Origin of the sequence: Paucilactobacillus suebicus DSM 5007 = KCTC 3549 (genome assembly GCF_001434475.1) — a bacterium.
Lineage (GTDB): Bacteria > Bacillota > Bacilli > Lactobacillales > Lactobacillaceae > Paucilactobacillus > Paucilactobacillus suebicus.
The window spans coordinates 21,649-47,923 of the sequence record NZ_AZGF01000018.1 but is presented as its reverse complement, the minus strand read 5'-3'; the positions used below and the strand labels follow the sequence as shown (position 1 = coordinate 47,923).

Annotated in this window: 23 protein-coding genes and 1 other RNA gene; 13 read left to right on the top strand and 11 right to left on the bottom strand. The window is 37.6% G+C overall.

Annotated features, from left to right (window positions below; all coding sequences use genetic code 11):
* Positions 1 to 43: 43 nt before the first annotated feature.
* Together FD16_RS08040 and recU are read right to left on the bottom strand one after the other, a co-directional pair.
* The gene (locus FD16_RS08040) at positions 44 to 2,368 is read right to left on the bottom strand and encodes a transglycosylase domain-containing protein (RefSeq protein ID WP_010622158.1); all 2,325 of its coding nucleotides are present in this window, start codon (positions 2,366 to 2,368) and stop codon (positions 44 to 46) included.
* Positions 2,369 to 2,379: 11 nt separating this feature from the next.
* A complete protein-coding gene (gene recU, locus FD16_RS08035; RefSeq protein WP_010622159.1) occupies positions 2,380 to 3,003 on the bottom strand; it encodes a Holliday junction resolvase RecU in 624 nt (207 codons plus the stop codon).
* Between the two features lie 84 nt (positions 3,004 to 3,087).
* Here recU and FD16_RS08030 point away from each other — a divergent pair, with 84 nt between their 5' ends.
* From FD16_RS08030 to FD16_RS08010, 6 genes are all read left to right on the top strand, one after another.
* Positions 3,088 to 3,642: an SLOG family protein gene (locus FD16_RS08030; protein ID WP_010622160.1), complete on the top strand. Its 555-nt coding sequence runs from the start codon at positions 3,088 to 3,090 to the stop codon at positions 3,640 to 3,642.
* A gap of 108 nt (positions 3,643 to 3,750) precedes the next feature.
* Positions 3,751 to 4,110, top strand: a complete 360-nt coding sequence (gene gpsB, locus FD16_RS08025) for a cell division regulator GpsB (RefSeq protein ID WP_010622161.1) — start codon at positions 3,751 to 3,753, stop codon at positions 4,108 to 4,110.
* Between the two features lie 19 nt (positions 4,111 to 4,129).
* Positions 4,130 to 4,500, top strand: an RNA gene (gene rnpB, locus FD16_RS12575) — RNase P RNA component class B.
* A 225-nt stretch (positions 4,501 to 4,725) separates the two neighbouring features.
* A complete protein-coding gene (locus FD16_RS08020; RefSeq protein WP_010622162.1) occupies positions 4,726 to 5,607 on the top strand; it encodes an aldose 1-epimerase family protein in 882 nt (293 codons plus the stop codon).
* A 121-nt stretch (positions 5,608 to 5,728) separates the two neighbouring features.
* Positions 5,729 to 6,859: a THUMP domain-containing class I SAM-dependent RNA methyltransferase gene (locus tag FD16_RS08015; protein ID WP_010622163.1), complete on the top strand. Its 1,131-nt coding sequence runs from the start codon at positions 5,729 to 5,731 to the stop codon at positions 6,857 to 6,859.
* A 97-nt stretch (positions 6,860 to 6,956) separates the two neighbouring features.
* Positions 6,957 to 7,559: a nitroreductase family protein gene (locus tag FD16_RS08010; RefSeq protein ID WP_010622164.1), complete on the top strand. Its 603-nt coding sequence runs from the start codon at positions 6,957 to 6,959 to the stop codon at positions 7,557 to 7,559.
* Between the two features lie 122 nt (positions 7,560 to 7,681).
* Here the strand turns inward: FD16_RS08010 and FD16_RS08005 are convergent, their stop codons facing one another.
* Positions 7,682 to 8,071, bottom strand: coding sequence for a ribonuclease HI family protein (locus tag FD16_RS08005; protein ID WP_010622165.1), 390 nt, complete (start codon positions 8,069 to 8,071; stop codon positions 7,682 to 7,684).
* Positions 8,072 to 8,118: 47 nt separating this feature from the next.
* Here FD16_RS08005 and FD16_RS08000 point away from each other — a divergent pair, with 47 nt between their 5' ends.
* From FD16_RS08000 to FD16_RS07980, 5 genes are read left to right on the top strand one after another with little or no spacing between them, the layout of a single operon-like run.
* On the top strand, positions 8,119 to 8,514 hold the full coding sequence (locus FD16_RS08000) for an EbsA family protein (protein WP_010622166.1): 396 nt from the start codon (positions 8,119 to 8,121) through the stop codon (positions 8,512 to 8,514).
* A 16-nt stretch (positions 8,515 to 8,530) separates the two neighbouring features.
* Entirely contained in the window at positions 8,531 to 8,986 is a 456-nt protein-coding gene (lspA, locus tag FD16_RS07995; RefSeq protein WP_010622167.1) for a signal peptidase II, read from the top strand.
* Positions 8,976 to 9,893 (top strand): RluA family pseudouridine synthase, encoded by a 918-nt coding sequence (locus tag FD16_RS07990; protein ID WP_010622168.1) that lies wholly within the window; start codon positions 8,976 to 8,978, stop codon positions 9,891 to 9,893. Before lspA ends, FD16_RS07990 begins: the two co-directional genes overlap by 11 nt.
* A 36-nt stretch (positions 9,894 to 9,929) precedes the next feature.
* On the top strand, positions 9,930 to 11,006 hold the full coding sequence (locus FD16_RS07985; protein WP_010622169.1) for a carbamoyl phosphate synthase small subunit: 1,077 nt from the start codon (positions 9,930 to 9,932) through the stop codon (positions 11,004 to 11,006).
* Positions 11,007 to 11,008: 2 nt separating this feature from the next.
* Entirely contained in the window at positions 11,009 to 13,564 is a 2,556-nt protein-coding gene (locus FD16_RS07980; RefSeq protein WP_010622170.1) for a carbamoyl phosphate synthase preATP-grasp domain-containing protein, read from the top strand.
* Between the two features lie 46 nt (positions 13,565 to 13,610).
* On the opposite strand, the gene FD16_RS07975 is transcribed toward FD16_RS07980, so the two are convergent.
* Positions 13,611 to 15,317 carry an NFACT RNA binding domain-containing protein gene (locus tag FD16_RS07975; RefSeq protein WP_010622171.1) on the bottom strand — a complete coding sequence of 569 codons (1,707 nt, stop codon included), beginning with the start codon at positions 15,315 to 15,317 and terminating at the stop codon, positions 13,611 to 13,613.
* 163 nt (positions 15,318 to 15,480) lie between these two features.
* Here FD16_RS07975 and FD16_RS07970 point away from each other — a divergent pair, with 163 nt between their 5' ends.
* Both FD16_RS07970 and FD16_RS07965 read left to right on the top strand, forming a co-directional pair.
* Positions 15,481 to 15,906, top strand: coding sequence for a MarR family winged helix-turn-helix transcriptional regulator (locus FD16_RS07970; RefSeq protein WP_010622172.1), 426 nt, complete (start codon positions 15,481 to 15,483; stop codon positions 15,904 to 15,906).
* Positions 15,907 to 16,085: 179 nt separating this feature from the next.
* On the top strand, positions 16,086 to 16,958 hold the full coding sequence (locus FD16_RS07965) for a DegV family protein (RefSeq protein ID WP_010622173.1): 873 nt from the start codon (positions 16,086 to 16,088) through the stop codon (positions 16,956 to 16,958).
* Between the two features lie 61 nt (positions 16,959 to 17,019).
* Here FD16_RS07965 and FD16_RS07960 read toward each other — a convergent pair whose 3' ends face one another.
* From FD16_RS07960 to parC, 7 genes are all read right to left on the bottom strand, one after another.
* Complete coding sequence (locus FD16_RS07960) at positions 17,020 to 18,267, bottom strand: DUF2075 domain-containing protein (protein ID WP_010622174.1); 1,248 nt, start codon at positions 18,265 to 18,267, stop codon at positions 17,020 to 17,022.
* A 183-nt stretch (positions 18,268 to 18,450) separates the two neighbouring features.
* Positions 18,451 to 19,293 (bottom strand): aldo/keto reductase, encoded by an 843-nt coding sequence (locus FD16_RS07955; protein WP_010622175.1) that lies wholly within the window; start codon positions 19,291 to 19,293, stop codon positions 18,451 to 18,453.
* 130 nt (positions 19,294 to 19,423) lie between these two features.
* On the bottom strand, positions 19,424 to 20,479 hold the full coding sequence (xerS, locus tag FD16_RS07950) for a tyrosine recombinase XerS (RefSeq protein WP_010622176.1): 1,056 nt from the start codon (positions 20,477 to 20,479) through the stop codon (positions 19,424 to 19,426).
* A gap of 588 nt (positions 20,480 to 21,067) precedes the next feature.
* Positions 21,068 to 21,586 carry a peptide-methionine (S)-S-oxide reductase MsrA gene (gene msrA, locus FD16_RS07945; protein ID WP_010622177.1) on the bottom strand — a complete coding sequence of 173 codons (519 nt, stop codon included), beginning with the start codon at positions 21,584 to 21,586 and terminating at the stop codon, positions 21,068 to 21,070.
* 80 nt (positions 21,587 to 21,666) lie between these two features.
* Complete coding sequence (locus tag FD16_RS07940; protein WP_010622178.1) at positions 21,667 to 22,599, bottom strand: manganese-dependent inorganic pyrophosphatase; 933 nt, start codon at positions 22,597 to 22,599, stop codon at positions 21,667 to 21,669.
* A 34-nt stretch (positions 22,600 to 22,633) separates the two neighbouring features.
* Complete coding sequence (locus FD16_RS07935; RefSeq protein ID WP_010622179.1) at positions 22,634 to 23,611, bottom strand: LysR family transcriptional regulator; 978 nt, start codon at positions 23,609 to 23,611, stop codon at positions 22,634 to 22,636.
* 211 nt (positions 23,612 to 23,822) lie between these two features.
* A complete protein-coding gene (gene parC / locus FD16_RS07930) occupies positions 23,823 to 26,273 on the bottom strand; it encodes a DNA topoisomerase IV subunit A (RefSeq protein WP_010622180.1) in 2,451 nt (816 codons plus the stop codon).
* Positions 26,274 to 26,275: the final 2 nt, after the last annotated feature.

The following is a 26,275-nucleotide window of genomic DNA, read 5'->3' as shown; positions in this document are numbered from 1 at the left end:
ATTTTATATCAGTACTTCTTGACGAAGAACCGCCTTTTGTGTGTCATTGTCCGGTATTTGTCGAACTATTTTGTGTTGTATTTGTATCTGATTGCGCCGTAGATGTCGAAGTTGATGAGGACGATGCGGCTGCTGAAGATGATGACGAACTATTATTACCATCACCACCAGGAGTCTGTTCTACTGAAGACGAATTATTGGAGTTACTGCTTGCACTTTCTGAATCTGCCTTGGACTCACTCTCTGAAGACGAGGAAGAAACCGTAACGGAACTATCGCTAGTTGTAGCAGAACCATTATTGTTTTCAGCATATTTATCACTAGTACCTGTATCACTCCACGAAGCTCCCTTAACCTCAAGTTCCCGTTGTCCATTCTTTTCGACAACAGTAACAGTATCTGGGGTCTTCCAATTTGAACTTGGATTCTGATTCTCAAGATAACTCATTTCACTACGATAAACTAACTGAGCCGTCTTTTCATATGTGGTCGAAATGGAGTGTCCTGCCACGAGTGCCTTATCATAACCAGTCCAGATAGAAATTGAATAATGCTTCGTGTATCCACTAAACCATGAATCCATGACTCCCGAAGAAACTCCGCTACCGCTAGGGTAGTTAGTGGTACCAGTTTTACCGGCTTGATGAACCCCAGAAATCTTGGCAGAAGTTGCAGTACCCTTAGAACTATTAATAACACCCTTCAACATATCTGTAATCATATATGCCGTTGATGTCTTCATAACTCTCTTACCGGCGGAACTATACTTGTAGGTATCACCACTTTGGGTAGTAATCTGACTAATATAGTATGGTTTATGATAGATACCATTATCTGCAAATGCTGCATAGGCTGCGGCTTCTTGCAAAGGAGAAATATACAAGCCAATACCGTTTTGTAATTCAAATCCAGACTTCGATGTTGGCTTAATGCCAAATCTTGCCAAGAATTTAGTAGCCTTGGACATTCCAACATCCTGCAATGTTCTAATTGCCGGAATGTTACGGGACTGTACCAATGCGGAACGCATCGTGATTGTACCTTGATACTGATGATCAAAATCGTAAAGTTTCTTGTTGGTGCCAGGGTAGGTGAACGGAATATCCTTCACCGGCCTGAAAGTTGGATAGTTTAAATATTCAATTGCTGGTCCATAATCCATTAACGGTTTAGAGGTTGAACCGGCACTTCTATCTGTTTGGACGGCACGGTTCAAACCAAACGTCACGTTACCAGTTTTTCTGCCACCCAACATGGCAATAATTTTACCATTTTTAGGATTTGTGATTGCGGCACCAATTTGCATATCATTGCTTTGGAAAGCAACCGATCCGTCGTTAGCAACATCATACAAATGTTCTTGTGCATCCATATTAAGGTTTGTGTGGACTTGAAGGCCGTCAGTATATGGATTGTATCCCTTAGCTTCAAGTTCAGAAACAACTTGTTTCAGGTAAGCATCAATAACCTTCTTATTACTGTTATCAGTCGACGAAAGCTTAGAAGTATTACCATGTGAGGAATCGAGTCCGGCAGTTACACTGACTTTTTCAGCTGCATTAGCTTGCGATTGCGTTATATACTTACTTCTCACCATTGCACTCAAAACTTCATTACGACGGGCAGTTGACGCTTTAACATTGCTTGTCGGATTATAGTAGGTTGGCGACTGTGGAATTCCAGCCAACGTCGCATATTGCGACAAGTTTAACTGCTTTAGATTCTTACCATAGTAGTACTGTGCAGCAGTTTGCATTCCATATACGCCATTACCCATGTAAACTTTATTAATGTAGAACTCCAAGATCTTTGCCTTAGAATAATGACGTTCCACGTTAATTGCTAACCAAGCTTCCTGAGCTTTGCGTTTTATCGTTTGATCGGAAGCAGCGGTAGAGAATACAGATAACTTAACCAGCTGTTGGGTCAGAGTACTACCACCCTGAAGACCACTTGACGTATGCGTCACATCTGCAACGGCAGCTTCTATAATTCGGAATGGATCAACACCATGGTCTTTGTAGAATCGACGATCTTCAATTGCAACTACCGCGTGCTGCATTTCAGTTGGTATGTTGGCAGATTTAACATATTCCCGTTTTTGAGCTCCCAATTCGGAAATAACGTTGTTATCTGAGTCATAAATTTGTGTTTCACTCTGACTTGATAACTCACTCTCAGAAATTTTAGGTGCACTAGATGCGTAGTAGAAGAATAATACTGCTCCACAAAGAATTAAAATACCAAGAATGCTGAATCCCCAGGCGAAAATTCTTTTAATAATGCCTTTCTTTTTTCCAGATCCCGAATTTCCGTTATCACCAGACTGCATACGAGTCTGTCGGGTTGGACGTTTATCATCTGACATATTGCACTCCTTTATACTCCAAAATCGTTAATCATTTTATCAACTGCGTCCAAATACGGTATCGTTGGATTAAACCCGTAGTTGATCTCATAACTATCTTGTTCAATATTTTTTAGTGGAATCGATTTGCGACCACCTTGTAGTTGCTGATCCCAGTAAAAAAACAATTTTGTCGCCGGCAGCAAAAATAAACGGTCCAATTTTGAAAACTTAACGAAAGCAAAGCAAACGCCACTCTGCTTAATGCAAGCTCTTAAATGCTTGATTTGATGCTCATGAAAGTTTTTTAAGGGAAAGGACAGTTTATTGTTCGTTTCCTTAGCGTCAAAGTCAAGATAGTATCCGTGATAGATGCCGTTGTAATCGGTTGTCGACGGTTTCCGGAAGTATGCTTCTCTGATAACTGCAGCACTCCTCTTTGGATAGTCAACTTTTACTAATTGGATAGGTGTTGGCTTTTTATGAATTACAGCAATATCATGAGCTAGATAATATGCGTTGCTCTCATTAATTTCCTGTTCAAGTGTCATTCCACGCTTACCAAAGATCGAATGATGAACTATAGCGCTTTTTTTAGGGTAAGCGTTACGACTTGGCATAGAATATTGCTTTCCATTTGGATAATGAATTGTCATCTTTTGCAATCCTCCCAGCTATACAGTATTATACCAAAGAACAGGGCAAATAAATTTTAAATTTTACTGAATAGAGGTTCAATAATGAGTCGTTTATGGATCAGTGGTTACCGTAGTTATGAATTAAGTGTCTTTCAAGACAATGATCCAAAGGTGACAGTGATTAAAAAGGCGATCACTCAATCATTATCGCAGAGAATCGAACAAGGTGTTGATTGGCTAATTACAGGGCCACAACTTGGTGTAGAACAATGGTGCACAGAGTGTGGATCGGAATTAAAAAGCCAATATCCAGAACTGAAAATTGCTGTAATGTTACCTTTTGCTGAATTTGGTAGCCAATGGAATGAGAATAATAGGACAAAATTGCAAGAATTAATTTCTAAGGCAGATTTTTCTGATCAAGTCAGCGATAGTCCTTACAAATCACCCATGCAATTAAAAAATTACCAGCAGTTTATGCTATCACATACTGATGAGGCACTATTCATATATGATCCAGAATACCCAGGAAAAATGCAATATGATTTGGAAGCAGCAAAAAGCTTCGCTGACGCTCATCCATACCCAATTAGTCTGATAGATTTTGACGAGCTTCAAGAAATTGCAACAGAGATTGAAGAAGATAAGCAGGAATAGTAAACAAAAGAGAAAGAAAGTATGAAGATGCTGATTTATGGTTGCAATTAGCTATTTTTTTGGTAAACTAGATTAGGTATTTAAGAAATCACGACTGAGGTGTTAACATTGGATAACATTAACTTTACTCCAAAGGATATTCTCCAAAAGGAATTTAAAGAAAAAAGAATGGGATCTGCATATGATCCGACTGACGTTGACAGTTTTCTTGACGATGTTATCAAGGACTACGATGCGTTCAATAAAGAAATCACTAGGCTTCAAGGTGAGAATGACCGTCTTAAAGCAAAGGTTGATGAATTAAATCGTCAGGTTGAAGTAGGCGCCTCAATGGGTTCTCGTTCAACCAATGAACAGCCTGTGTCAAGTGCAACTAATATGGATATTCTTAAGCGATTGTCAAACCTTGAACGTCGCGTATTCGGTTCACAAATTGGCAACGATCAGTCTGATTCACACCTTCTTTAATCAATTCGAATGATTTGTAAATTTTGGATAATCGCGGCTGGTTCGTATCAGCTGAGGAAAGTCCATGCTCGCACAGGCTGAGATGCTTGTAGTGTTCGTGCTCGGTGAAAAAATAAGCCGGGGAACCAGTAATGGTTACGGCGGAAAAAGCGGCTAAGGTTTCGGCTATGCCCCAGTATTCCTGAAAAGTGCCACAGTGACGAAGCAATGTAGGAAACTATATTGATGGAACGCGGTAAACCCCTCGAGCGGGAAACCCAAACTTATGGTAGGGGAGCTTCACATAGGTAATTGAACTGATTGTGGGGGGAGACGTATGTCTCGAGATAGATGATTATCACTGTATATTCTGCCTGAAGAATGTACTTCGACAAAACATGGCTTACAGAAATTTACAAACAGGTAGCTGGATGACTTCGGTCATCCAGCTTTTTTTGTTTACTTGTACTAAAACTAATATATAAGGACTAAAACAATTTAATTATTGTATCTGAAGTAGTTCACAATTGGCCTAATATCAGCAATACAGAATTGACTTTCTAAAGTTGTGGGTTATAATGGAAGCGGATTCAAGATACTGGTATAACAGTTATTACTATAAAGGAGCGTATATAGATGCAAGTTATTGAAAACGAGCAATTCAAAGCTGAAATTAACGAAAAGGGTGCAGAGTTAACACATTTAGTCAACAAATCAGGAGATTTTGATTACATCTGGAATAATGACCTGTGGCCCAAACATGCACCGGTACTGTTTCCTGCAATCGGTAGATCAGAAGCAGACTCATACACGTATCAAGGCAAAGAATACAAAATGCCACAGCATGGATTTGCAGGTGGTCAAACATTCAGTGTTAAAGAAAACAATGGTTCATCGTTAACACTTTCACTGGAAGCTAACAGTGATACAAAAGTTCTATATCCATTTGAATTTGAACTAGATGTCACTTTTACGTTAACCAACAGTGGCCTTAAATTTAACTTTGAAATTGTTAACAAAGATGACAAACAATTCGCTTTCTCAATTGGCTCACATCCCGCATTTAATGTACCAATTGGTGGAGATGCTTCATTTGATGACTATGAATTAAACTTTCAACCAGCTAATCTTGATTTAAAGCAATTTGAAATTGTAAAAACTCCAGCACCGTACCGGGATGGCAAGATCATTCCACTTGCTGCTGCGAATAAGAGCAATATCAAACTTAATCACGACATGTTTGAGGCTGGTTTGGTAATCATAGAAAATAGTGGAATTGATGGAGTTAAATTGAGCTCGCCTAAATCTGAACATAGCATAGAATTAACATTGACTGATTTTCAATATGTCTGCTTGTGGACAAAAGAGGGAGCAAACGCGCCATTCCTTTGCATAGAACCTTTCCAAGGATTGCCTGATATTAGTGGTCAGCAAAGCGACCTTCTTGCTAAAGAGGCTAATGTCACAGTTGACACAGGTAAGACCAAAAATTACGGTTATGAAATTACACTAAAATAGTTACATTTTTAAAAAGCTTCGGAAACTTCCGAAGTTTTTTGTTTGTTTTCATCAAATCAGCCGCATGGATTCATAAATTTGCTATAATTGACTGACAAAGAAATTAGTGAAGAGGTAAAAAATGACACAGTATAATTTAATGGTCACAGCTGCCGCTGGTATCGAAGCACTCGTTGGTCGTGAGCTAAGAGATCTAGGGTACGACACGCAAGTTGAAAATGGGCGAGTTCGATTCAAGGGAGACATGGAAGATATTTTAAAGGCTAATTTGTGGCTAAGAACCGCAGATCGGGTCAAAATAATTGTCGGTGAATTTGAAGCCGTTACCTTTGACGAACTATTTGAACAAACTAAAGCCCTAGATTGGGACAGTTTACTACCAATCGATGCAGAATTTCCAGTTGAGGGACGGTCACATAATTCTCAACTTCATAGTGTACCCAATGTGCAGTCCATTGTTAAAAAAGCAATCGTTGCTAAGATGAGTGAAGTTTACCACCGCAGAACTAGGCTACCAGAAAATGGTGCGCTATATCCTTTGGAAGTAATGATTAACAAAGATCACGTTATCCTAACACTTGATACAACCGGAAGTAGTCTGTTTAAACGCGGGTATCGTGCCGCAAAAGGTGGCGCACCAATGAAAGAAAATATGGCGGCCGCTCTGGTTTTACTTGCCCATTGGTTTACAGATAATCCATTTGTTGATCCTGTCTGTGGCTCTGGGACCATTCCAATCGAGGCCGCTTTGATTGGCAGAAACATTGCTCCCGGATTTAATCGCGATTTTGCGTGCGAAAAATGGAGCATTACACCTGAAGGCTTGTCACAGCAGGTACGTGATGAAGCTGATTCAAAGGCGGACTATGATACTCCTTTAGACATCACAGGCTATGATATCGATCAAAATATGATTGACATCGCTCATGTTAATGCTAGAGAGGCTGGATTACTTCAGGATATTACTTTCAAGCAATTAGCAGTTAAAGATTGGCATACCGATAAAATAAATGGAGTTTTAGTTGCTAATCCTCCGTACGGTGAACGTCTGGGTGATCAAGAATCAGTTCGTAAACTTTATGAACAGATGGGAGACGTATATAGACCAATGACGACCTGGAGCAAATACATCCTAACAAGTGATTTAGAATTTGAAACCTTTTATGGCGAAAAGGCTACTAAAAAAAGAAAACTGTATAACGGATCGTTAAGAACCGATTTATTCCAATTCTGGGGAAAGAAGCAACGATAATTAATTAATTTTCAGAAAATGGCTTTACTTACATTTAGTAAGTATGATATATTTGGAACCGTTGAAATATTTTATTATTAATCGGAGGATTTCAAATATGAAAAATGAATTAATTAACTTATCCAAGAATCGTCGTTCGATCTATGCGCTTGGAAAAAATGTCAATCAACCTAAAGATCAAATCAATCAATTAATCAAAGAGACTATTAAAAACCTGCCAACAGCGTTTAACAACCAGACGACTCGCGCAATCATCACGTTTGGTGATTCACATGATAAAGTATGGGATATTGTTGCAAAACGTTTAAAGAGTGAAGTTCCAACCGAAGAGGCTTACGCTAGGACAGTCTCAAAGATTAACAGCTTTAAAGCTGGATTTGGTACAATCTTGTATTTCACAGACATGTCAGTCGTTGAAGCGTTTAAGGAACAGGCACCTCTTTATGCAGATAACTTTTATGACTGGTCAGAACAAGGTATGGGGATTGCAAACTTTGCTGTTTGGACAGCTTTAGCAGAAAACAATATTGGTGCAAGTTTGCAACATTATAACCCACTAATTGACGATCAGATTCGTGATGCTTTCGACGTACCATCAGATTGGCGCTTAAGAGCAGAAATGCCATTTGGATCCATTGAAGAGGATGCTGGCGATAAAGAATTTATGGATGATGATCAGCGTTTCAAGACGTTTGACTAAACAAAAATTAAAACAAAAAGTCGTGTGATTATCACACGACTTTTTGTTTTGCCGAAATGACTGGTTTAATGCTCATTTTGGACATAATTTTGATATACTTAGTACTGGGGAATTTCACCGAGCTAATCAAGCCTTTTGAGTGCTTGATTAGCCAGATTGTGCGCACCATTATTCTCCTTTTCTGGTATCCATCTGGTAATTACTAAATTAAAGTGTTCAAATAATTTAGATAAGTCTGCAAGTTGTGATTTGTAATGTTTTGTGTAATTTTTACCAATTGCATCACTCAACAGGCGACTATCGGTATAAAATAAAACTGTCTCATTAGCACCATAATGTTCCTTTAGGTAGCTAAAACTTGCAATAGCAGCCGCAAATTCGCCCTCGTGGTTAGTTGCTAATTTAAGAGTTTCTGTTTTTTGAATGGCAACTTGATTTTGAACAATCAGAAATCCTAACCCAGTCGGACCAGGATTTCCTTTTGTTGCGGCATCCGTGTAAATTTTAATCATTATTGTAACCTCATTTTTATTATTATTTTTAAGGAGAATTGTACTTTATGGAAGAACAACAAAGATACTTTTACCAACCAAATCCGGTTTCAGCCATCATTAGCTGGTGCTGGACAACCGTTATTTTACTATTAGGAATCATTATATGGCTTGAGATAACGCATTTCCAATGGATCACGGCCGTGCTATTTGTAATTTTTATATTCTTGGCCGTTGTTCAAATTTCACGAAGGACTGTTTTAGTTACGCCAACAAAGCTTATCTTTAGCCGTGTTCTTCAAAAAGACTACATGATCATTCCACGAAATTCAATTCGTCAACTGAAATTTAACAAACGTTCACTTCATATGACCGTAAACGGACAGACAATGTTCTTTTCATTTATGCCAAACTCACTGGCATCCTTGAAACAACAACTTGAAAATAATGAAACCGAAAAATAAGCTTGGGGGAATATCAATGCCATATTACTTCTTATTAATGGCTGTTTTAGTGGTCATTGATCAGACAGTTAAATATATTACGGTTCAAAATATTGGTTTAAATCAAGTTCACGAGTTTATTCCATCAATTTTATCATTTACCAATCTACGTAATAATGGTGCTGCTTGGAGTATTCTAAGTGGTCAACAATGGCTTTTCACAATTATCACTATTATCGCACTTGTTGTCCTTGGATACTTTTTATGGCACTTCAGAGCTTCTAAAATGTACGGATTTAGTATCGCATTCATTTTAGCCGGCACAATTGGAAATTTTATTGATCGAATTCGCTTAGGATATGTAGTGGACATGTTTCAGTTAGATTTTATCAATTTTCCAATTTTTAATATCGCTGATTCATGTCTAACAATCGGCGTGATTTGGCTAATAATAACTGTTTGGCTAGAAGGTGACGATGAAAATGCAAAATAAGGAAATGAATTTTTCCATAACTGATGATAATCAGCTTGGTAGAATAGATAAATCGTTGAGTACACTAATTCCAGACGAATCCAGATCTCAAATAAAAAAATGGATTGACGAAGATCACGTTTTAGTTAATGGTCATCCGGTTAAAGCTAAATATCACCTTGAAATCAATGATAAGATCAAGGTAATCCCAATTGAACCAAAAAAAATTGATTTAGAGCCGGAAAACATTCCGTTAGATATTGTTTATGAAGATGATGACGTCATCGTCGTTAATAAGCCTCAAGGAATGGTAGTTCACCCATCGGCAGGACATCCAGATCATACTCTTGTTAATGCACTACTATATCACAGCCCATTATCAACCATTAATGGCGAATTTAGGCCAGGAATAGTTCACAGAATCGACAAGGATACTTCTGGATTATTGATGGTGGCTAAGAATGATCAGGCTCATAGATTTTTGGCAGCTCAACTAAAAAATAAAACAAATGAACGCGAATATGTTGCAATTGTTCATGGTCAAATAACCGAAAGCAAGGGGACAATCGATGCACCGATTGGAAGATCAATAGTTAATCGCCAAAAACAGGCGATAATTGCGGATGGTCGCCATGCTGTCACCCATTTTCAAGTACTGAAGCGTTATCAACATTATACCCTTGTCAGCTGTAGGCTTGAGACCGGCAGGACACACCAAATACGAGTACATATGCAATATATTCACCATCCACTTGCAGGTGATCCATTGTATGGGCCTCGTAAAACCTTACCTGGCAACGGCCAGTACTTGCATGCACGTCTGTTGGGATTTATTCATCCAACGACCAAAAAGCAAATGACCTTTGAAGCACCATTACCTGAATATTTTCAAAAAATGTTAGATCAACTCGATCAAACAGATTTATAAGTATAATTCAAAATACTTTGCAAAGAAGGCATTCTTGTGACGAAGCGATATTTAATTTTAGAAGATGGATCAGCTTACGAAGGTGAAGGATTTGGAGCTCCGGCAGTAACTACTGGTGAGCTTGTTTTCAACACTAGCATGACTGGATACCAAGAAATTATTACCGACCAAGTTTACCATAACCAAATCGTTATCTTTACACAACCAAACATTGGCAGTTCGGGAATTAATCAAGCAAATTATGAGTCGATTTTGCCGACTATCAAAGGCGTAATTGTCAGAGAATTGGCAAATGTTTCGACTAACAGAATAAGCCGATTATCACTAGATCAATATTTGAAACAAATGAACATTCCTGGTATTACGGGAATTGATACCCGATCTGTTGTAAGAAAATTGCGTAAGGTTGGTAAAACCATGAAGGCAAGTATTGTCCCAGTGGCTGATGAACATGCATTTGACCAGTTAAACGCAACCGTTTTAACAAATCAACAAGTAGCACAGGTATCAACACCAAAACCGTATCCAAACCCGGGAACTGGACTAAGTGTGGTCGTCATTGACTTTGGTTTAAAACATGGAATTTTGCGTGAACTCGGTCGCAGAAATTGTAATGTGACAGTTTTGCCGTACAATGCATCTGCTGAAGACGTGCTACGGTTAGATCCTGACGGTGTCATTTTATCAACTGGTCCGGGAAATCCACATGACCTTAATGATTCAGTTCTAGAAATGATCCAGTTAGTTCAAACAGAGATTCCACTATTTGCAATTGGTCTCGGACACGAACTATTTGCGATGGCAAATCAGGCTGAAGTCAGCAAGTTGCCTGCTGAACATCATGGTATGAACCATCCAATTAAAGAGGTTATTACAGATCATATTATTTACGCATCACAAGGACAAGGATTCGCTGTGGACCGTCAATCTGTTGACAGAAATAAACTGTTTGTGACGTATATTGATCTCGTTAATGACACGGTTCAGGGGTTGCGTCACAGAAGTTTTCCGGCCTTTTCGGTTCAATTTTTCCCTGATGGAGCTCCAGGACCAGATGAAACTAACGGATTGTTCGATGAATTTATCGAATCAATGCAGCAACGGGAGGTTTAGTTGTGAATTCTAAAAATTCAAAAATTTTAATTTTGGGCGGTGGTGCCGACGAAATTAATCATGAGACTGAAATAGATTCCGCTATTTTTCAAATAACGACTAACCTCAAAAGTGCTGGTGTAGAAACAATCTTAATGGATAACAATCCGTTTTCCTTTTCTCTTGGTAACAGTAATGCCGTTGATCATTCTTGTATTTTACCTTTGACCATCAAGAATTTAATTTATGTGATTAAAAAATACCATCCGACAGCAATTTTACCAAATCTTGGTGGCATTAACAGCCTTCGTCTAATTGAAGAATTAATGGAGACTGGGATTCTTAGAGAAATGAATATTTCTTTATTGGGTGTCCCCGAAGCAACAATTCGGCAACTCAATAACCCAGTTCTTTTAAATCAAACGTTAAAACAAATGCAAGCACCAACAATTACGGCGCAGTCTGTTAATAGCTTCGAAGCTGCAGTTGAACTAACTCGCTCGACAGGCTTCCCAGTTATCGTAAAACCGGTTGCACCTCAGGGAAGCCTTACTAGAAGAACTTGCCACGACACAAATGAGCTTGCCGATGCAATTAATATTGCGCTGGGGCAGTCCAGAGTGGGTCAGGCAATGGTCCAACAAAGCATTGCTGGTTATAAAGAAATCGAAGTCGTAGTTTTGAGAGACCGCCTTGGCACGATGCTTCAAGTTGCTGGCGTTGAGGACTTCGATCCAATTGGTATTCACGCTGGTGATTCAATTGCTTTTACTCCGACACAGACGCTCCTTGACCGCGAATATCAGCGAATTAGAGACGTGGCACTGTCCGTAACAAGAAAGCTTAGAATTGTTGGCATTAATCACGTGCAGTTTGCGCTTAATCCGTCAAATGGAAATTTTTATGTTATTAAAAACAGTCCTTACTTTGACAGAATTACATCATTTGCAGCTAAAGCAACTGGCTATCCGTTGGCGTTAGTTTGTGCCAATCTTTTTATGGGTAAAGTTTTATCTGAAATTAAACTTCCTGATAATTTCACGTATCAAAGTGCCTTAATTGAGCCAAGTATGGATCATATTGCGGCTAGAGTGCCAATCTGGCCATTTGATGTACTTCCTGACTCAAATCAACGACTTGGAACACAGATGCGTTCGACGGGTTCAACGATGGGAATAGGTAGAAGTACTGAGGAAGCTTTAATTAAAGCTTTAAGGGCTGCTCACTTCCATACTGACGCATTCAATATTGCAGAAAATGAGCAGTTATCTGACGATCAAATTGTTCAACGACTGATTCATCCCCGAGCCAACAGAATCATTCTTCTACTAGAAGCACTGAAACGTGGCTATTCAACAAACGAGCTTGCTGAATTAACAAAAATTGATCCTTACTACTTTTATAAATTAAAAAAGCTACATCGTTTGCAATCAGATGTGGCTGATAATCCGGGTGACTTAGTAATTCTAAAAAAAGCTAAGTACTACGGTTATAGCGATTGGATGATCAGCCAGTTGTGGAATCAGGAAGAAATAGATGTTACGAATCTAAGAAGTGAAAACAATATTTTCCCAGTATATAAAGAAATTGATCCATCAGCTGGTGAATTCGAACAACACACGGGTATTTTTTACTCGACCTTTGAAAGTGAAACTGAATCGCAACCTTCAAATGCAAAAAAAGCGATAGTTGTTGGTGCAGGTGGATTCCGTCTCGGAAATGCTGGAGCAGCTGATTATTATACGGCTGCAACACTTCAAGAACTAAAGCGTCAAGGTTATGAGACAATTCTAATTAACAATAACCCTAGTGCTGTTTCCATGAACTGCATTTTGGCAGATAAAATATACTCTGAGCCAATTGAAACATCTGATTTAGTTTTTTTAGCTAAAATTGAAAATCCTGATGTCATTTATGTACCAAGGGTCAGACAACGTCTAATACAAGAGTTAGATCAATATCACTTACCACTCAAATTTTTACCCCAAAGCGGTAAACTGTCACCACACTTATCAAATGGTCCAGAATTCAGTTTTACAGCATTGTTTGACGGTGAAAACGTCTGGCCATTAGGAATCACATCGTACCTAATTCAAAGTCAAAGTGGCTTTGGAGAACCAACGGCCATGGTGTTTCCAGCTAACATGGAAGAATCTGATCAAAGTGAAATTGAAATGCAAGGTACCGAACACATTTCAGGGCAAAACCAGGCAGGTATTTATCAAACATTGTTTGTTAAAACAAATAGAATTCACGTTGAACAAACTAGGGTTGTTCCATTAACTGAAATAGCTTTTTTATCCAAAGCATTAAACACAGATCTAGTAAAAATTGCAATAAACTTGGCTGACAATACACTTGATGAACAAACAGTCAGTCAGCTTACTGGACTACATCCAGATCAAACAGCTGCATTTGCCGCAACATTCCCATTTAAAGCTCTTCATTTATTTGGTGAAACTAGTCAATCAACCAACGTTTTAGGTGCAGAAATGGCATTTGGCAATGGTTTAACTGATACACTCAAAAGATTGAATGTTAAAGGCGCCTTCCAATTTCATGATGGATCGTTTATGTAATTAAAAATGAATTGCCACTTCAATTTAGTGGTAATTCATTTTTTTGCTATTTTTTTAATTTTTCAACAATTTTACTGTCAGGTGTGACATAAATTGTTGTTTGTCCTTCGAAAATCACAAAACCAGGTTTACTACCGTTGGGTTTTCTCAATTTTCTAACCGGCAAATAATCAACCGGAACATGTGCAGAGTCACGTCCCTTAGAGTAGTATGCTGCCAGCTGTGCTGCTTCATTAATGGTTTCTTCAGTGGGCTCACTATCTCTAATAACTACATGAGAACCAGGGATATCCTTAACATGGAGCCAAATATCATTTTTATTTGCAATCTTCAAAGATAGACGATCATTTTGGAGATTGTTTTTTCCAACCAAGATAGAAGTCCCATCAGTAGACACAAATTCTTCAGGTTTACTAATCGTCACACGATTCTTTTTGCGATTATTTGACTTTTTGATTCTCAAATATCCTTGCTGCTGCAGTTCAAGCTTGATTTCTTTGGTATCCTCAGGGTCAGCCAGCTCAATTTGCGATTGAATGTTTTCTAAATAATTAATTTCGGCATTGGTGATTTTTAACTGTTCATTAACATGACCAACGGCGTTTTTCAATTTTTGATACTTAGTAAAATATCTCTGGGCATTACGAGAAGGAGATAATTGATTAGATAGCTCAATCTGTATTGGATGATTGTCATCATAGAAGTTAGGCAATTCAATTTCTGTCATGAGTGGCTTTACTTCGTGAAGGTACGTGGTCAAAATCTCGCCACGAATTCTAAAATCATCAGCTTTTTCGGTTTCTTTAAGTGTCCGGTTCAATTTCTTAACTTTATTTTTGTTTTTCTTTAATTCATTATTAATCACACGTATTAATTCGCTAGCTGATTGCCGTGTACGATCATGCTGAGATTTACTAGCATAGTACCCGTCTAGTAACTCAGACAGTGTATCAAATTGCTGAAGCTTTGTGCCTTCAACAAGATTTTGCGGTTCATACGCAGCAAAATCAACTTTGCTATTTGGAAGTGTAATCATAGTCGGTGTAGGGTGATCAAAGTTAAACAAAAATTTCTGGTAAGCCTCAGGAACGTTGTCTCCATTTAACAATTCAAACGCTAATTCTCGTGAAGTTTGTGTGCCTAGTCCCTGATATGCTTGTTGTAACTGTTTAGAAAATTCACTTACATCTTCAGCTCTGCGTGCCAATTGAGCGTATTCTTGATTTGCAATAAACGGATTAAGCTTATCCTGCTTTGGTGCCATGATAAACGTTGCACCTGGCAACAAAGTTCTGTACCTGTTCTGATCAGAACCAACATGTTTTATGACATCAATAATTTTACCCGTTTTTACACTAACCAATGAAATATTACTATGTCGTGCCATAATTTCACTTACAATAGTAAGCTCTTGATCATCTCCCAGTTCGTCCCTGGTTGTAAATGTAATTTTAATAATTCGATCATTATCCACTTGTTCAATTGATTTAACAATTGCACCTTCCAAAAACTTACGCATGGTCATTGTAAAATTAGTAGGCGTTGGCGGGTTTTTAAATGGAACATCTGTAATTTGAATTCGTGGATACGTGGGATTCGCAGAAAGCAATAAATTATAATTATGTCTGTGAGCCCGGATAACAAGTATCATTTCTGCTGGATAGGGCTGGTGAATTCTAGCAACTCTACCAGTAGCCAACTGATCATTTAATTCACGCACGATTGCGTGTGTAAAAAAACCATCAAAAGCCATTGTTTTCTACCTCCTAAAGCGATTCGTCAATCAATAATTATACCCATAATTATAAAATAGTACAAAAAATAAAATTTGGTTGTACAATGCAATTTCAATATTGTATAATGCAAATAGAATTTATTTTAACTTTAAACAACTATTTAGGAAATAGGGGATCAAAATGAAAGAAAGTTTAGTTGCTCTACGAGATATTGAAAAGAACTATAAAAGTGCATTAGTCCTCATTACCAAACATGTCAATTTAACAATTGCCGAATGGCAATTGTTAATTAATATTATAGATGGATTCGACACACAAGAAAAACTCTCACAAGAAACTAAATTGGATACATCAACACTTAGCCGTCAACTTAAAAACTTGGTCAAAAAGGAAATGCTGATCAAAACGCCAACTGGTAAAGACAAACGGCAACTGGTATATTCTGTCTCCGAATTAGGGCAGAATGCTGCTACCAATATTAATGAATCTTTCCAACAATTATCAAACATGGTTTTTGATAGATGGACTGACGAAGAAACTAATTTATTACATATTTTGTTAAATCGATTGGACAAAAGTATGGCCAGAGTTGTTTCTAAACGATAATATTGCATAAGAAAAATTAGTAAAAGAAATAAGAAACAGTTAATTTTACAAGTTAATTATTCATTTATGTTGGTTAAAATAGTAAACTATGCTAACCTAGTATGGTTAAGATATTTTAGGTTGATATCGTTATGATAAATTTACACTGTAAATAGTCACTAATGAGTGGAGGAATTATAATGAAAATTGCTGTTGTGACTGACAGCACCGCATATCTCACTGATGAAGAGGTCGCCGAAAATGATATCAAAGTTGTCCCGATTCCAGTAGTAATTGATGGACAGAGTTATCGTGAAGGCATCGATATCACAACAAGTGAGTTTTATGATAAATTAAAAAATTCAAGTTCGTTTCCTAGTACATCTCAACCACCGCTTGGAGAAATGATTTCACTTTACGATGGTCTGGCTGAAAAGGGATACGATCAGGTTATTAGTATTCATTTGTCGAGTACCATTTCGGGATTCTATAACAGTTTGACGCAGATCAACGAACAGTTATCATCAAACATAAAAGTTTTCCCATATGATTCACAAGTTACCGTTAAATTGATGGGTTACTTGGCTTTAGAAGCTGCAAAGTTGGCTCGTCAAGGTCGTCCAATGGAAGAAATTATATCTAAATTGGATGAAATTAGATCAACAATCAACAACGTATTTGTCGTTGATGATCTGCAAAATTTAGTGCGTGGAGGCAGATTATCTAATGCGTCGGCTTTCATTGGTTCACTTCTAAAAATTAAACCACTGTTGACCATGCACACACAATCTCATGCAATTGAAGCTTTTGAAAAAGTTCGTTCCACGAAAAAAGCATTGCTCAGATGTGAGGAAATTTTTGATGAATCCGTGTCTAAAGATGATTATCCTGTAAGAGCAATCATTATCCACGCAAACGATGAGCCAGCGGCCATTAAATGGCGTGATAAATTAACTGCAAAGTATCCTGATATTCCGTTTGAAATCAGCTATTTTGGCCCGGTTATTGGCACCCATCTAGGTGAAAAGGCTTTGGCCATCGCTTGGATGAAAGATATCAACGTAGAAGATTAATTAATATTAAATAATTATAGCTATTATTCTAATAATCAAACGAACCCAACTGACAAGCTAGTCAGTTGGGTTTTATATTATTGTAAAGTTCAATCAATTTTTGTCTCAGTTGAGGATCATGGGCGTAAATATAGGTCCCCATGATCCCACGTTTAAATAGTACATTCAGAGAATTTAGAACCATTTTTTCTTCAACAATTTTAATCCGATCTGGATCAGTAAGATCAGTTCGTTTCTTAAATGCTTCCATGTCAGTGTATTTATCAAGATTGATTTGAATTTGATTACTGCCGGAAACCAGACTGAAGGGTGGCCCAATAATAATCCCCGAATAGTTTAAGTCAAATCCCTGACACGTATAAATCGAACCAACTTCATCAATTGTTTGTGGCAACTCAGCCCATGGGGTACTTGTGTAATTATATTGGTCCCACGGCATTTTAAAGTTTCCTTCACGGATATAATGCTTGCCACCATCGAGAGTTGATGGATAACCCGAAGTAGCCAATATTCTAGATAAACCAACTTCAGAATTTCGGTTAATAATTTCTTGATGCATTTTTTCTGCGTCATCATAAACTCTAAAATCATATTTTCTAACCATTGATCTTTTAAGTGGATCAATGGTTTTTTTCTTAGTAAAATCATTAAACCACTGTATTAGTGCATCTGATGCAGCCATTCTAAACTGGTGGGTTAGATAATAGCTATCATGCAGGTAAGGGGAGACCAGTGCCTTTAAACGTTCAGTAGTCCAAAAGCTCTTCATTCTTAGTACCTGTGTTTCATCAAACACTAAAACAACAACACGAGCTCTTTTAATGATTTCATCAAGTTGATTGTCAAAGTAAAAATTATTGTAATGATCTGGTTTCGACAATAATAAATGTGCTTCATCGATAACAACCACATCTGCATTCTGATGTAATCTATCAAGTTTATTTATAAATGAAGTTGGTCGCTGATAGTCTTTCTTTAATAACGTTTGATCTGATCCAGCAATAGATTTATATACCTTCAGAACTTCTGGGTGATTGACTAAAAAATAATTACTTGTCCCGAATAAAATACTATCCGCATTTTGTCTCGCAGCAGTTTGAATTTTAAGGAAAAGGTTAGACAAAACAACACTTTTACCAGTGCCAGCATCACCAAAAACGGTAAATACTCCGGTTTTTTGGATCTTGTAACTGTGATAAATAAAACTCATTATCTGATTAACCAATTGTGTTTGTTCTTCAGATAATTCAATCTGCGCACCAATCTTTTTTAACGCAGTATTACTTGTGGGTAAGTCTTCAAGAGGCACTGAACATCATTCCTTGTTTAAAAAATTTAAAAGCAAAAAAATTAGATAAGTTAGATAAGAAAACACAAAAACTTAATTTCGTATTCTAGTTTACATAATATATATTATACAAAGTAGTAAAAATATTATCTTTTCAACTAAAAAAGCATGATTTATGATCATGCTTAATGGTGTCTTCAACATTTAAAATTCTTCGTGCGTAGCTGGATCTTGATTTGATGTTCTGCCATCTGGCCTGGTTAAAGAATTAATAATCTTGATTTCGTCATCTGTCAGCTCGAAATCGAAAACGTTTAGGTTTTCAAGTTGTCTTGCAGGATTGGTCGCCTTGGGAATCGTTACCGTTCCTAATTGAACTTCCCAACGAAGAATTACTTGAGCAATGCTTCGACTATGAGCCACAGCAATTTTACCAATCGTCTCATTTTTTAGCATTTGGTTTGCTCGGCCAATTGGACTCCAATCAATGGTAGCAATGTTTTGCTGAGCATTATATTCACGCTGAGCCTGATTGTTGAAATAAGGTTGGACCTCAATTTCATTTGCAACCGGCAAAACTCCAGTTTCTTCACGTAGCTTCTCAATATGTTCAGGTAAGAAGTTAGATACACCGATTGACTTAATTAGTCCAAACCTTTGTGCATCGATTAATGTCTGCCAAGCCTCGACATATAAACCCTGATTAGGATTTGGCCAGTGAATCAAGTATAAGTCAATATAATCTAATCCTGTCCTTAAAACGGACTCCTGGATAGCATGAATTGCATCATTGTAGGCATGAAAGCGTCCAGGAAGCTTAGACAACACAGTGATTTCATCACGGGGAACAGAGCTACGTCGAACAGCCTCGCCAACAGCACCTTCGTTATCATAATTAAAGGCAGAATCTAAAAAGCGATAACCATTGTCCAGTGCACTAGTCATTGCATTAACACCGCTAAATCCGTTTAACAAGTAAGTTCCAAAGCCAATCTGCGGAATTTTATTACCATCACTTAAAGTAATTTGTGGAACGTTAATAGTCATTTTATATCAACCTCCAAGAACTAAAATTAATGAAACTCTTACCACACAACTATATCACATTATTTTAAGACACCACACCAACCAGGGCATTTATCTTTTTCCAATATTACTGACAACTAACATAATTAGACTACAGATCTTTTAACGCCTTTCGTTGTTCTTCCAAACTTAAATGTGTATAAAGAGACGTAGCACTAGTGCCTTTCTGTCCCAATTGCTGACTGACCAATTCGATATCACCGCCACTTTTTTGATAAATACTAGAAGCCAAATTATGTCGCAATGAGTGTGGATGTAACGGTCTGCCGAAAGCAGTCGAATATTTCTTCACCATTTTTTCAATTGCGTTAACGCTGATACGTTTGGTGGCACCATGATAGATGGTTAAAAATAACGCATGTTGCATCTTATCTGGCTGATAGGTATTGCTTCTTGTAGCTAGGTAATCAGTTAGGTACTTAACAGCAAAATCCGCAATTGGTACCGTATCCTGAGCGCCACCTTTACGAACAACATTTAAGATCTGTTCAGAAAGGTTCAAGTCCGCTAAATCAACATCAGCACACTCGGACACACGAACACCGGTTGCTAAAATTAGGGCAATGATGGCCAAGTCACGCGGTTTATTATTTTTAAATTGAGTTTTAGCACGTGGATCAATAGTATTTAAGTATTCTGAATCAATAAAATCGAGAAAATCATGTTGTTTTTGGCCGGGTAGCAATTGGCTTTGCATTTTATGAGCTCGATAATTCAATGTTTCGGAAGTGTTGTAAGTTTCAATTTTGTTCATTACATTGCGGTAAAAATAAGGTTCGCCATTATTATTATCAGAGGTAACAGTCAAGTACTTATAGAGCGATTTAAGAGCGTTAATGGTGCGATTCATGGTACCATTTGACAAAGGTTTATTAGGGTTTTGATTACGCATAAAGTCTAGATATAACATAATGTCATTTTGACGCAATTTTTCAAGTACACTTAATTCAATTTCAGTATTATTGGTTGCCTGACTAAAATCATTGTGTCTCAGCCAGTCAAAGAACCTACGATACTCAGTTAAATATTGATACAAGGTAACGATAGATCTTCGAGATGAAATTTGATATTCGCGAACGTAGTAAGGTAATTTTTTTATTTCTTGCTCAATTAAATGGTTGTAGCGCTGATTCTCATGTTTTTGCAAAAAAACACTTCCCCCGTTAATTTTATGCTTAGTATTCAATAAAACTATAATATTAATGACAACATAATGCAAGCCCTTTTTGTGAAATATAAGCTTCATCAGTTGTCCAAATTCATTATTTAGTACCTATAAAAATGTCATCAACTGTTATTAGTATCTTGCAGTAAATAATTAAATCAATTTCTGAATTTTCTACATATGATTTAATCATTAATAACCACCAATTACATTAATGTTAAGCAACAATCTGTAATTGATAAAAAAATTATGACCTAATTGAGTTGTAGATAGAATTGCTGATGAAAATTGATCACTAGAATTACACTGACGCTACTTAACCGCATCGAATATAGATTTATCCGTTGCCTAAATCGTGGTTAGCCAGCTAATGACACATTAGCTAGATAAATAGTAGCCAGTTTTACCTTGGATGCATTACGATGAAATATGATACAACCTCATAATTATATGAACGACAGGGAACGGGTGAACGTTATCCCCCTCTCCCACTACTCTATAAAAAATGGGAAGCCGTGTTTACAGCTTCCCATTTTATAATTTAACTTGCTATAAATTTAATAACTAAGTTTATTGCCAATGTTTCTCAATAAATTGACGACGACCGCCATTTTCTTCCATTGCATCTCTCTCAGGATCTTTTCGATAAAAATCTTGATGATATTCTTCAGCTTCATAAAACGGTTTGACATCTTCAATTTTCGTAACAATCGGTTCGTCAAACATGCCACTATCAGTTAATTTTTGTCTAGATTTTTCGGCAATTTGTCTTTGCTGATCACTATTTACAAATATAACCGGCCGATAGTTATCACCACGGTCCTGAAACTGCCCCATTGCATCTGTGGGGTCTGTTTGATGCCAATAAATCTCTACTAAATCAGCATAGCTAATAGTTTCTGGATCAAATGTAATTTTTACTGCTTCCGTATGGCCAGTTGTATGGCTACTAACCTCTTCGTAAGTCGGATTAACAGTATGTCCTCCGGTATACCCAGACCTAACACTAACTATCCCAGGCTGAGTGTCAAAAGGCTTTACCATGCACCAAAAGCAGCCACCGGCAAAAATTGCTGTATCAGTTGCCATTTTATTCACTTTCTTTCTAAAATTATTAAAATAACAGCCTGGTTTTTCAACCAAACTGTTAAATTCAATTTCATTAAATATTATCCTTCAAAAGCATCCGTTAATGGAGGAACAACTTGCTTCTTACGTGAAACAACACCAGGAAGAAGCATTCTGTTATCATCATTCAATTTCTTGCCAAAGGCTTGCTCAACCTTATCCTTTGGTTCGCCAACAACCAACAATTCCGAATTGCTATCCAAAATGTTAGTAGCTAACAGTAAAAAGATGTCATAGCCCTTAGCTTCACTTTCAGACTTCATCACGTCTTCTAAACCAGACTGACGTGAAAAAACATCAGCTAGGTCAACAGTGTTAACTTGGCCAACACGAACCTGCTTGCCACCCAATTCAAATGACTTAGCATCGCCATCAACAAGTTCCAGGTCAGATTTACTATCTAAATCAGTACCTGCTTTTAACATATCTAAGCCATACGATTCGTAGTCAACCCCGGCGATTTTAGCAAGTTCTTTAACAACGGTCTCATCTTCCGGTGTCGTAGTTGGTGACTTCAAGAGTAAAGTATCAGAAATAATCGCAGATAACATCAATCCGGCTAGTTTAGCTGGAATCTCAATGTTATTTTGGTCGAAAAGCTGTGTAATGATTGTGCTCGTACAACCAACAGGACGCGCAGTATACCACAGAGGTTGTGCAGTATTAAAATTAGCAATTCGATGATGATCAATAACGTGTGTCACTGTCAAATCACTTAAATCACTAACACTTTGCTGTGGTTCGTTGTGGTCTACTAGCATAACAGATTCAACTTCGTTACCTGCCGTTTTAATAACACGTGGTGCTGGTTCATCAAAATGTGCTAATACATATTCTGTTTCGGCGTTAGGTTCTCCAAGTGCAACTGCCTCAGTATCATAACCTAATTTATTTTGCAGATATGAAAATGCCTTTGCTGCAACAATCGCATCCGTATCTGGATTCTGGTGACCAAAAATTAATTCTTTACTCATTGGGAAAGTCCCCTCCTACAAAATTATCGTAACCTTACTTTTGTAATTTCTGCTGACTCTCAACGATATCATCAAGGCGTTCGAAATAGTCCCGTTCCTCTAGGAATTTGTCAAATTGGTCTAAGAACTGAGCAATCCGCGGAATTTGATCTTTGGCAGTTCTATATACAAATGACAAATTAAACTTGATTTGGGGTTCAAAAGTAGCTGTCATAATTGTATCACGATCGAAACGTGAACGGACATAACTTTTTGGTAATGCAGTATATGAATCTGTATTTTTCATAAATCGATAAATCTGACCAGGTTGTGTAAATCGTGCAACGATATCTGGTTGATCCACTAATTGGTTCTTATAAGCTTCCTTAACCATCTGATCTAGGTAATAATCAACTGGATACATAACCCATGGATGATCCAAAGTCTTCTTAAGTTTGATCTTATTCTTACCGCGAAGTTCTTCATCATTATGGATAAACAGTAAGTCTTCACTCATAATCTTTTTAGAATCATAAGGCTTCCAATTCTTAATACTGTCATCTGGTAAGTACATGATAGCTAAATCAATTTGATTGTTTTCAAGTCCATCCCAAATTTCTTTTCTAGTCAACATATGGAACGTTAAATGAATTTCAGGATTTTTCTTATAATATTCAATTGCGAACGCTTCAAGCACTTGAGTTTCAATTGATGCCAAAATACCCAAGTGAATTTCACCATGATTGGCACTTGTTGCTTGTTGAATTTCATCGGTTGCTTCATTCAACAAGTCATAAATATTATGAGTAGTCTTAAGCATTGTATAGCCTGCATCGGACAACTTTAGCTTTTTACCAACAGAATAAAACAGTGGTGCACCGACGACTCTCTCTAATTTTTTAATTTGTTGAGTCAACGCTGGCTGGGTGATACCGAGGATCTGAGCAGCCTGCGTGTAGTTCATCGTCTCCGTTAATTGAAGGAAGTAGGTCAATGTTTTGGATGAGAAAATACTTTCTTGTTTTGTTTTCATGCAGTTTACTGTCCTTTCAAGTTCTTATATTATCTATAATTGTTTTATCATAGACGTATTATAAATGATGCAAGATTAATTTACAAAGAATCAGCACATTCTGATAAGCGAAAATTAATCAACTTAATCAGTTTACTACATATAACCAAAGCAAAATTGATGAAATTGTATAATTTATTTGATTTAATCATTAAAAATTTCTAAAGGAACATCAGACAACTAACTGAAGTAGCTTTTGGCGAAGCATAACAGGGTTACCTACTGTTTCAGTATCAATCACAAATGAACCATTAGAGTACCGCGACCCTAGTGGATGATCAGTCGTTAAGATATCCTGCACAATCGGCCTGTCTGTAATAATTTCTAAGGCCCCTTCAAATGACGATGGGTACGTAATAAAGTCACTCACACGATGTGGATTTGATTTCAATTCTCGAAGAATCAGAACTCCCTTGCGAGCACGTGATGTTACTGGTACTTCCTCAGCTTTCATCTCTTTGTACGCACCGCGAGTAGTAATTAAAGCAATATTATCATCACTTGTGCATAGCATTAAGTCCACAACTTGATCATTGCCCCGTAGATCCATTGATTTAACTCCAGCAGTTCTGGCACCGTTAACGGGCACCTCAGCAAGATCAAACCTAAGCGCTAGACCATTATGACTCATTAGTAGAACCGTTTCATCCTTACTCTGCGGTTCATAATACATAATATTTGTTACAAATGATTCGTCAGTCTTTAACTTAATATAAACACTCGGATGTTTCTTATAATTTCTACCTGGCAAATAATCTTTGAAAGCTGTCTGCTTAATGTAACCGTCATTTGTCGCCATTAAAAATGTTCCAGCCGACTTTAAGTTATCGAACGACATCGCCTTAATAATTTGTTCGTCAGAGTCTAATCCAATTGTTTGTGAAATATGTTCTCCGGTATCTTTCCAGCGTGAATCAGTCAACTCATACACTGGCCGATAAATTAAATGGCCCTTGTTAGTAAACAAGAAAAGGTGTGCCAGAGTATTAGACTTATCCAAGAAAATTGGATAGTCATCCTCTTTCAACCCATTATCATCAGTATCAGATGCACTGTAAGAGCGAGTACTACTACGTTTGATGTAACCATCGTGAGAAACTAAGACGACAACATCTTCATCAGGAACCAGTACTTCAGTATCAATTTTTAATTCTTGCACTTCATCTTCAACCGTCGTTCTGCGAGGATCGCCGAACTCCTTTTTCACTTGTAACATTTCTTTTTTTATTACATTGGCAAGTTTGCGGTCACTGCCTAAAATTCCTTTAAAACGAGCAATATCTTTTTCAAGCTTTGCCTGTTCGCTCTCAAGTTCCGTAACATCTGTGTTCGTCAAACGATACAGTTGCAAAGTTACAATTGCTTCAGCTTGTTCCGGCGAAAACTCATATTGATCAACTAAATTTTGCTTTGCATCCTTGCGATTTTTGCTGGCTCGAATTGTTGCAATTACTTGGTCAAGAATTGACAAGGCCTTAATGAGCCCAGCAACGATGTGCAAACGATCTTGTGCTTTTTGAAGATCGAACTGTGTTCTTTTTGTAACAATTTCCTTTTGAAAGTCCAGATACGCTTCCATGAACCGCTTTAACCCGATTCGTTCCGGTCGTTTATGATCTATTGCTACCATGTTGAAATTATAGTTAATTTGTAAATCAGTATTTTTAAACAGATAATTCAAAATACCTTGTGCATTGGCTTCTCGCTTCAATTCAATTGCAATTGAGAGACCATTCCGATCGGTTTCATCACGAACTTCCGCGATGCCTTCAACCTTCTTCATAATTCGCAATTCATCAATTCGTTTAACAAGCTGTGCTTTGTTAACTTCATACGGTATTTCAGAAACATTAATCTGTGATTTGCCGCCTTTAAGGGTCTCAATCGATGTTTTTGCTCGCACAACAATTCTGCCACGACCAGTTTCATAAGCCTTCTTGATTCCGGCAGCACCTTGAATAATTCCGCCGGTTGGAAAATCTGGCGCAGGAACAAATTCCATCAGTTTTTCAAGCGTTGCATCACGATGATCAATCAAGTACGTTAATCCATCGATCACTTCGGATAAATTATGTGGCGGAATGTCAGTCGCATAACCTGCCGATATACCGGTTGCCCCATTCACAAGCAGGTTGGGAATTTTAGCTGGTAGGACGGTAGGTTCATATTCCGTATCATCAAAGTTAAGCACCATTTCTACGGTTTTTTTATCAATATCTTGAAGCATTAACCCAGCAATCTTACTTAGCCGAGCCTCCGTGTATCGCATAGCTGCAGGCGGATCACCATCCATTGATCCATTATTACCGTGCATTTCGACCAATGGTGCTCTTAATTTCCAGTCCTGACTCATTCTCACAAGTGCTTCGTAAATTGAACTATCACCATGGGGATGAAAATTACCCATGACATTACCAACTGATTTAGCTGACTTACGAAAGCCTTTATCATAAGTATTTCCATCCTTATTCATGGCAAATAAAATCCGGCGCTGTACCGGCTTCAATCCATCACGAACGTCAGGAAGTGCACGCTCCTGGATAATCGATTTAGAATAGCGTCCAAATCGATCGCCCATTACGTCTTCTAGTGTTAATTCTTGAATTTTTGATTCATTCGCCAACG

Coding starts and splice junctions, on each gene's coding strand:
- FD16_RS08040 (WP_010622158.1), bottom strand. CDS start 2,368: ATGTCAGATGATAAACGTCCAACCCGACAGACTCGTATGCAGTCTGGT.
- recU (WP_010622159.1), bottom strand. CDS start 3,003: ATGACAATTCATTATCCAAATGGAAAGCAATATTCTATGCCAAGTCGT.
- FD16_RS08030 (WP_010622160.1), top strand. CDS start 3,088: ATGAGTCGTTTATGGATCAGTGGTTACCGTAGTTATGAATTAAGTGTC.
- FD16_RS08020 (WP_010622162.1), top strand. CDS start 4,726: ATGCAAGTTATTGAAAACGAGCAATTCAAAGCTGAAATTAACGAAAAG.
- FD16_RS08015 (WP_010622163.1), top strand. CDS start 5,729: ATGACACAGTATAATTTAATGGTCACAGCTGCCGCTGGTATCGAAGCA.
- FD16_RS08010 (WP_010622164.1), top strand. CDS start 6,957: ATGAAAAATGAATTAATTAACTTATCCAAGAATCGTCGTTCGATCTAT.
- FD16_RS08005 (WP_010622165.1), bottom strand. CDS start 8,071: ATGATTAAAATTTACACGGATGCCGCAACAAAAGGAAATCCTGGTCCG.
- FD16_RS08000 (WP_010622166.1), top strand. CDS start 8,119: ATGGAAGAACAACAAAGATACTTTTACCAACCAAATCCGGTTTCAGCC.
- lspA (WP_010622167.1), top strand. CDS start 8,531: ATGCCATATTACTTCTTATTAATGGCTGTTTTAGTGGTCATTGATCAG.
- FD16_RS07990 (WP_010622168.1), top strand. CDS start 8,976: ATGCAAAATAAGGAAATGAATTTTTCCATAACTGATGATAATCAGCTT.
- FD16_RS07975 (WP_010622171.1), bottom strand. CDS start 15,317: ATGGCTTTTGATGGTTTTTTTACACACGCAATCGTGCGTGAATTAAAT.
- FD16_RS07970 (WP_010622172.1), top strand. CDS start 15,481: ATGAAAGAAAGTTTAGTTGCTCTACGAGATATTGAAAAGAACTATAAA.
- FD16_RS07965 (WP_010622173.1), top strand. CDS start 16,086: ATGAAAATTGCTGTTGTGACTGACAGCACCGCATATCTCACTGATGAA.
- FD16_RS07955 (WP_010622175.1), bottom strand. CDS start 19,293: ATGACTATTAACGTTCCACAAATTACTTTAAGTGATGGTAATAAAATT.
- msrA (WP_010622177.1), bottom strand. CDS start 21,586: ATGGCAACTGATACAGCAATTTTTGCCGGTGGCTGCTTTTGGTGCATG.
- FD16_RS07940 (WP_010622178.1), bottom strand. CDS start 22,599: ATGAGTAAAGAATTAATTTTTGGTCACCAGAATCCAGATACGGATGCG.
- FD16_RS07935 (WP_010622179.1), bottom strand. CDS start 23,611: ATGAAAACAAAACAAGAAAGTATTTTCTCATCCAAAACATTGACCTAC.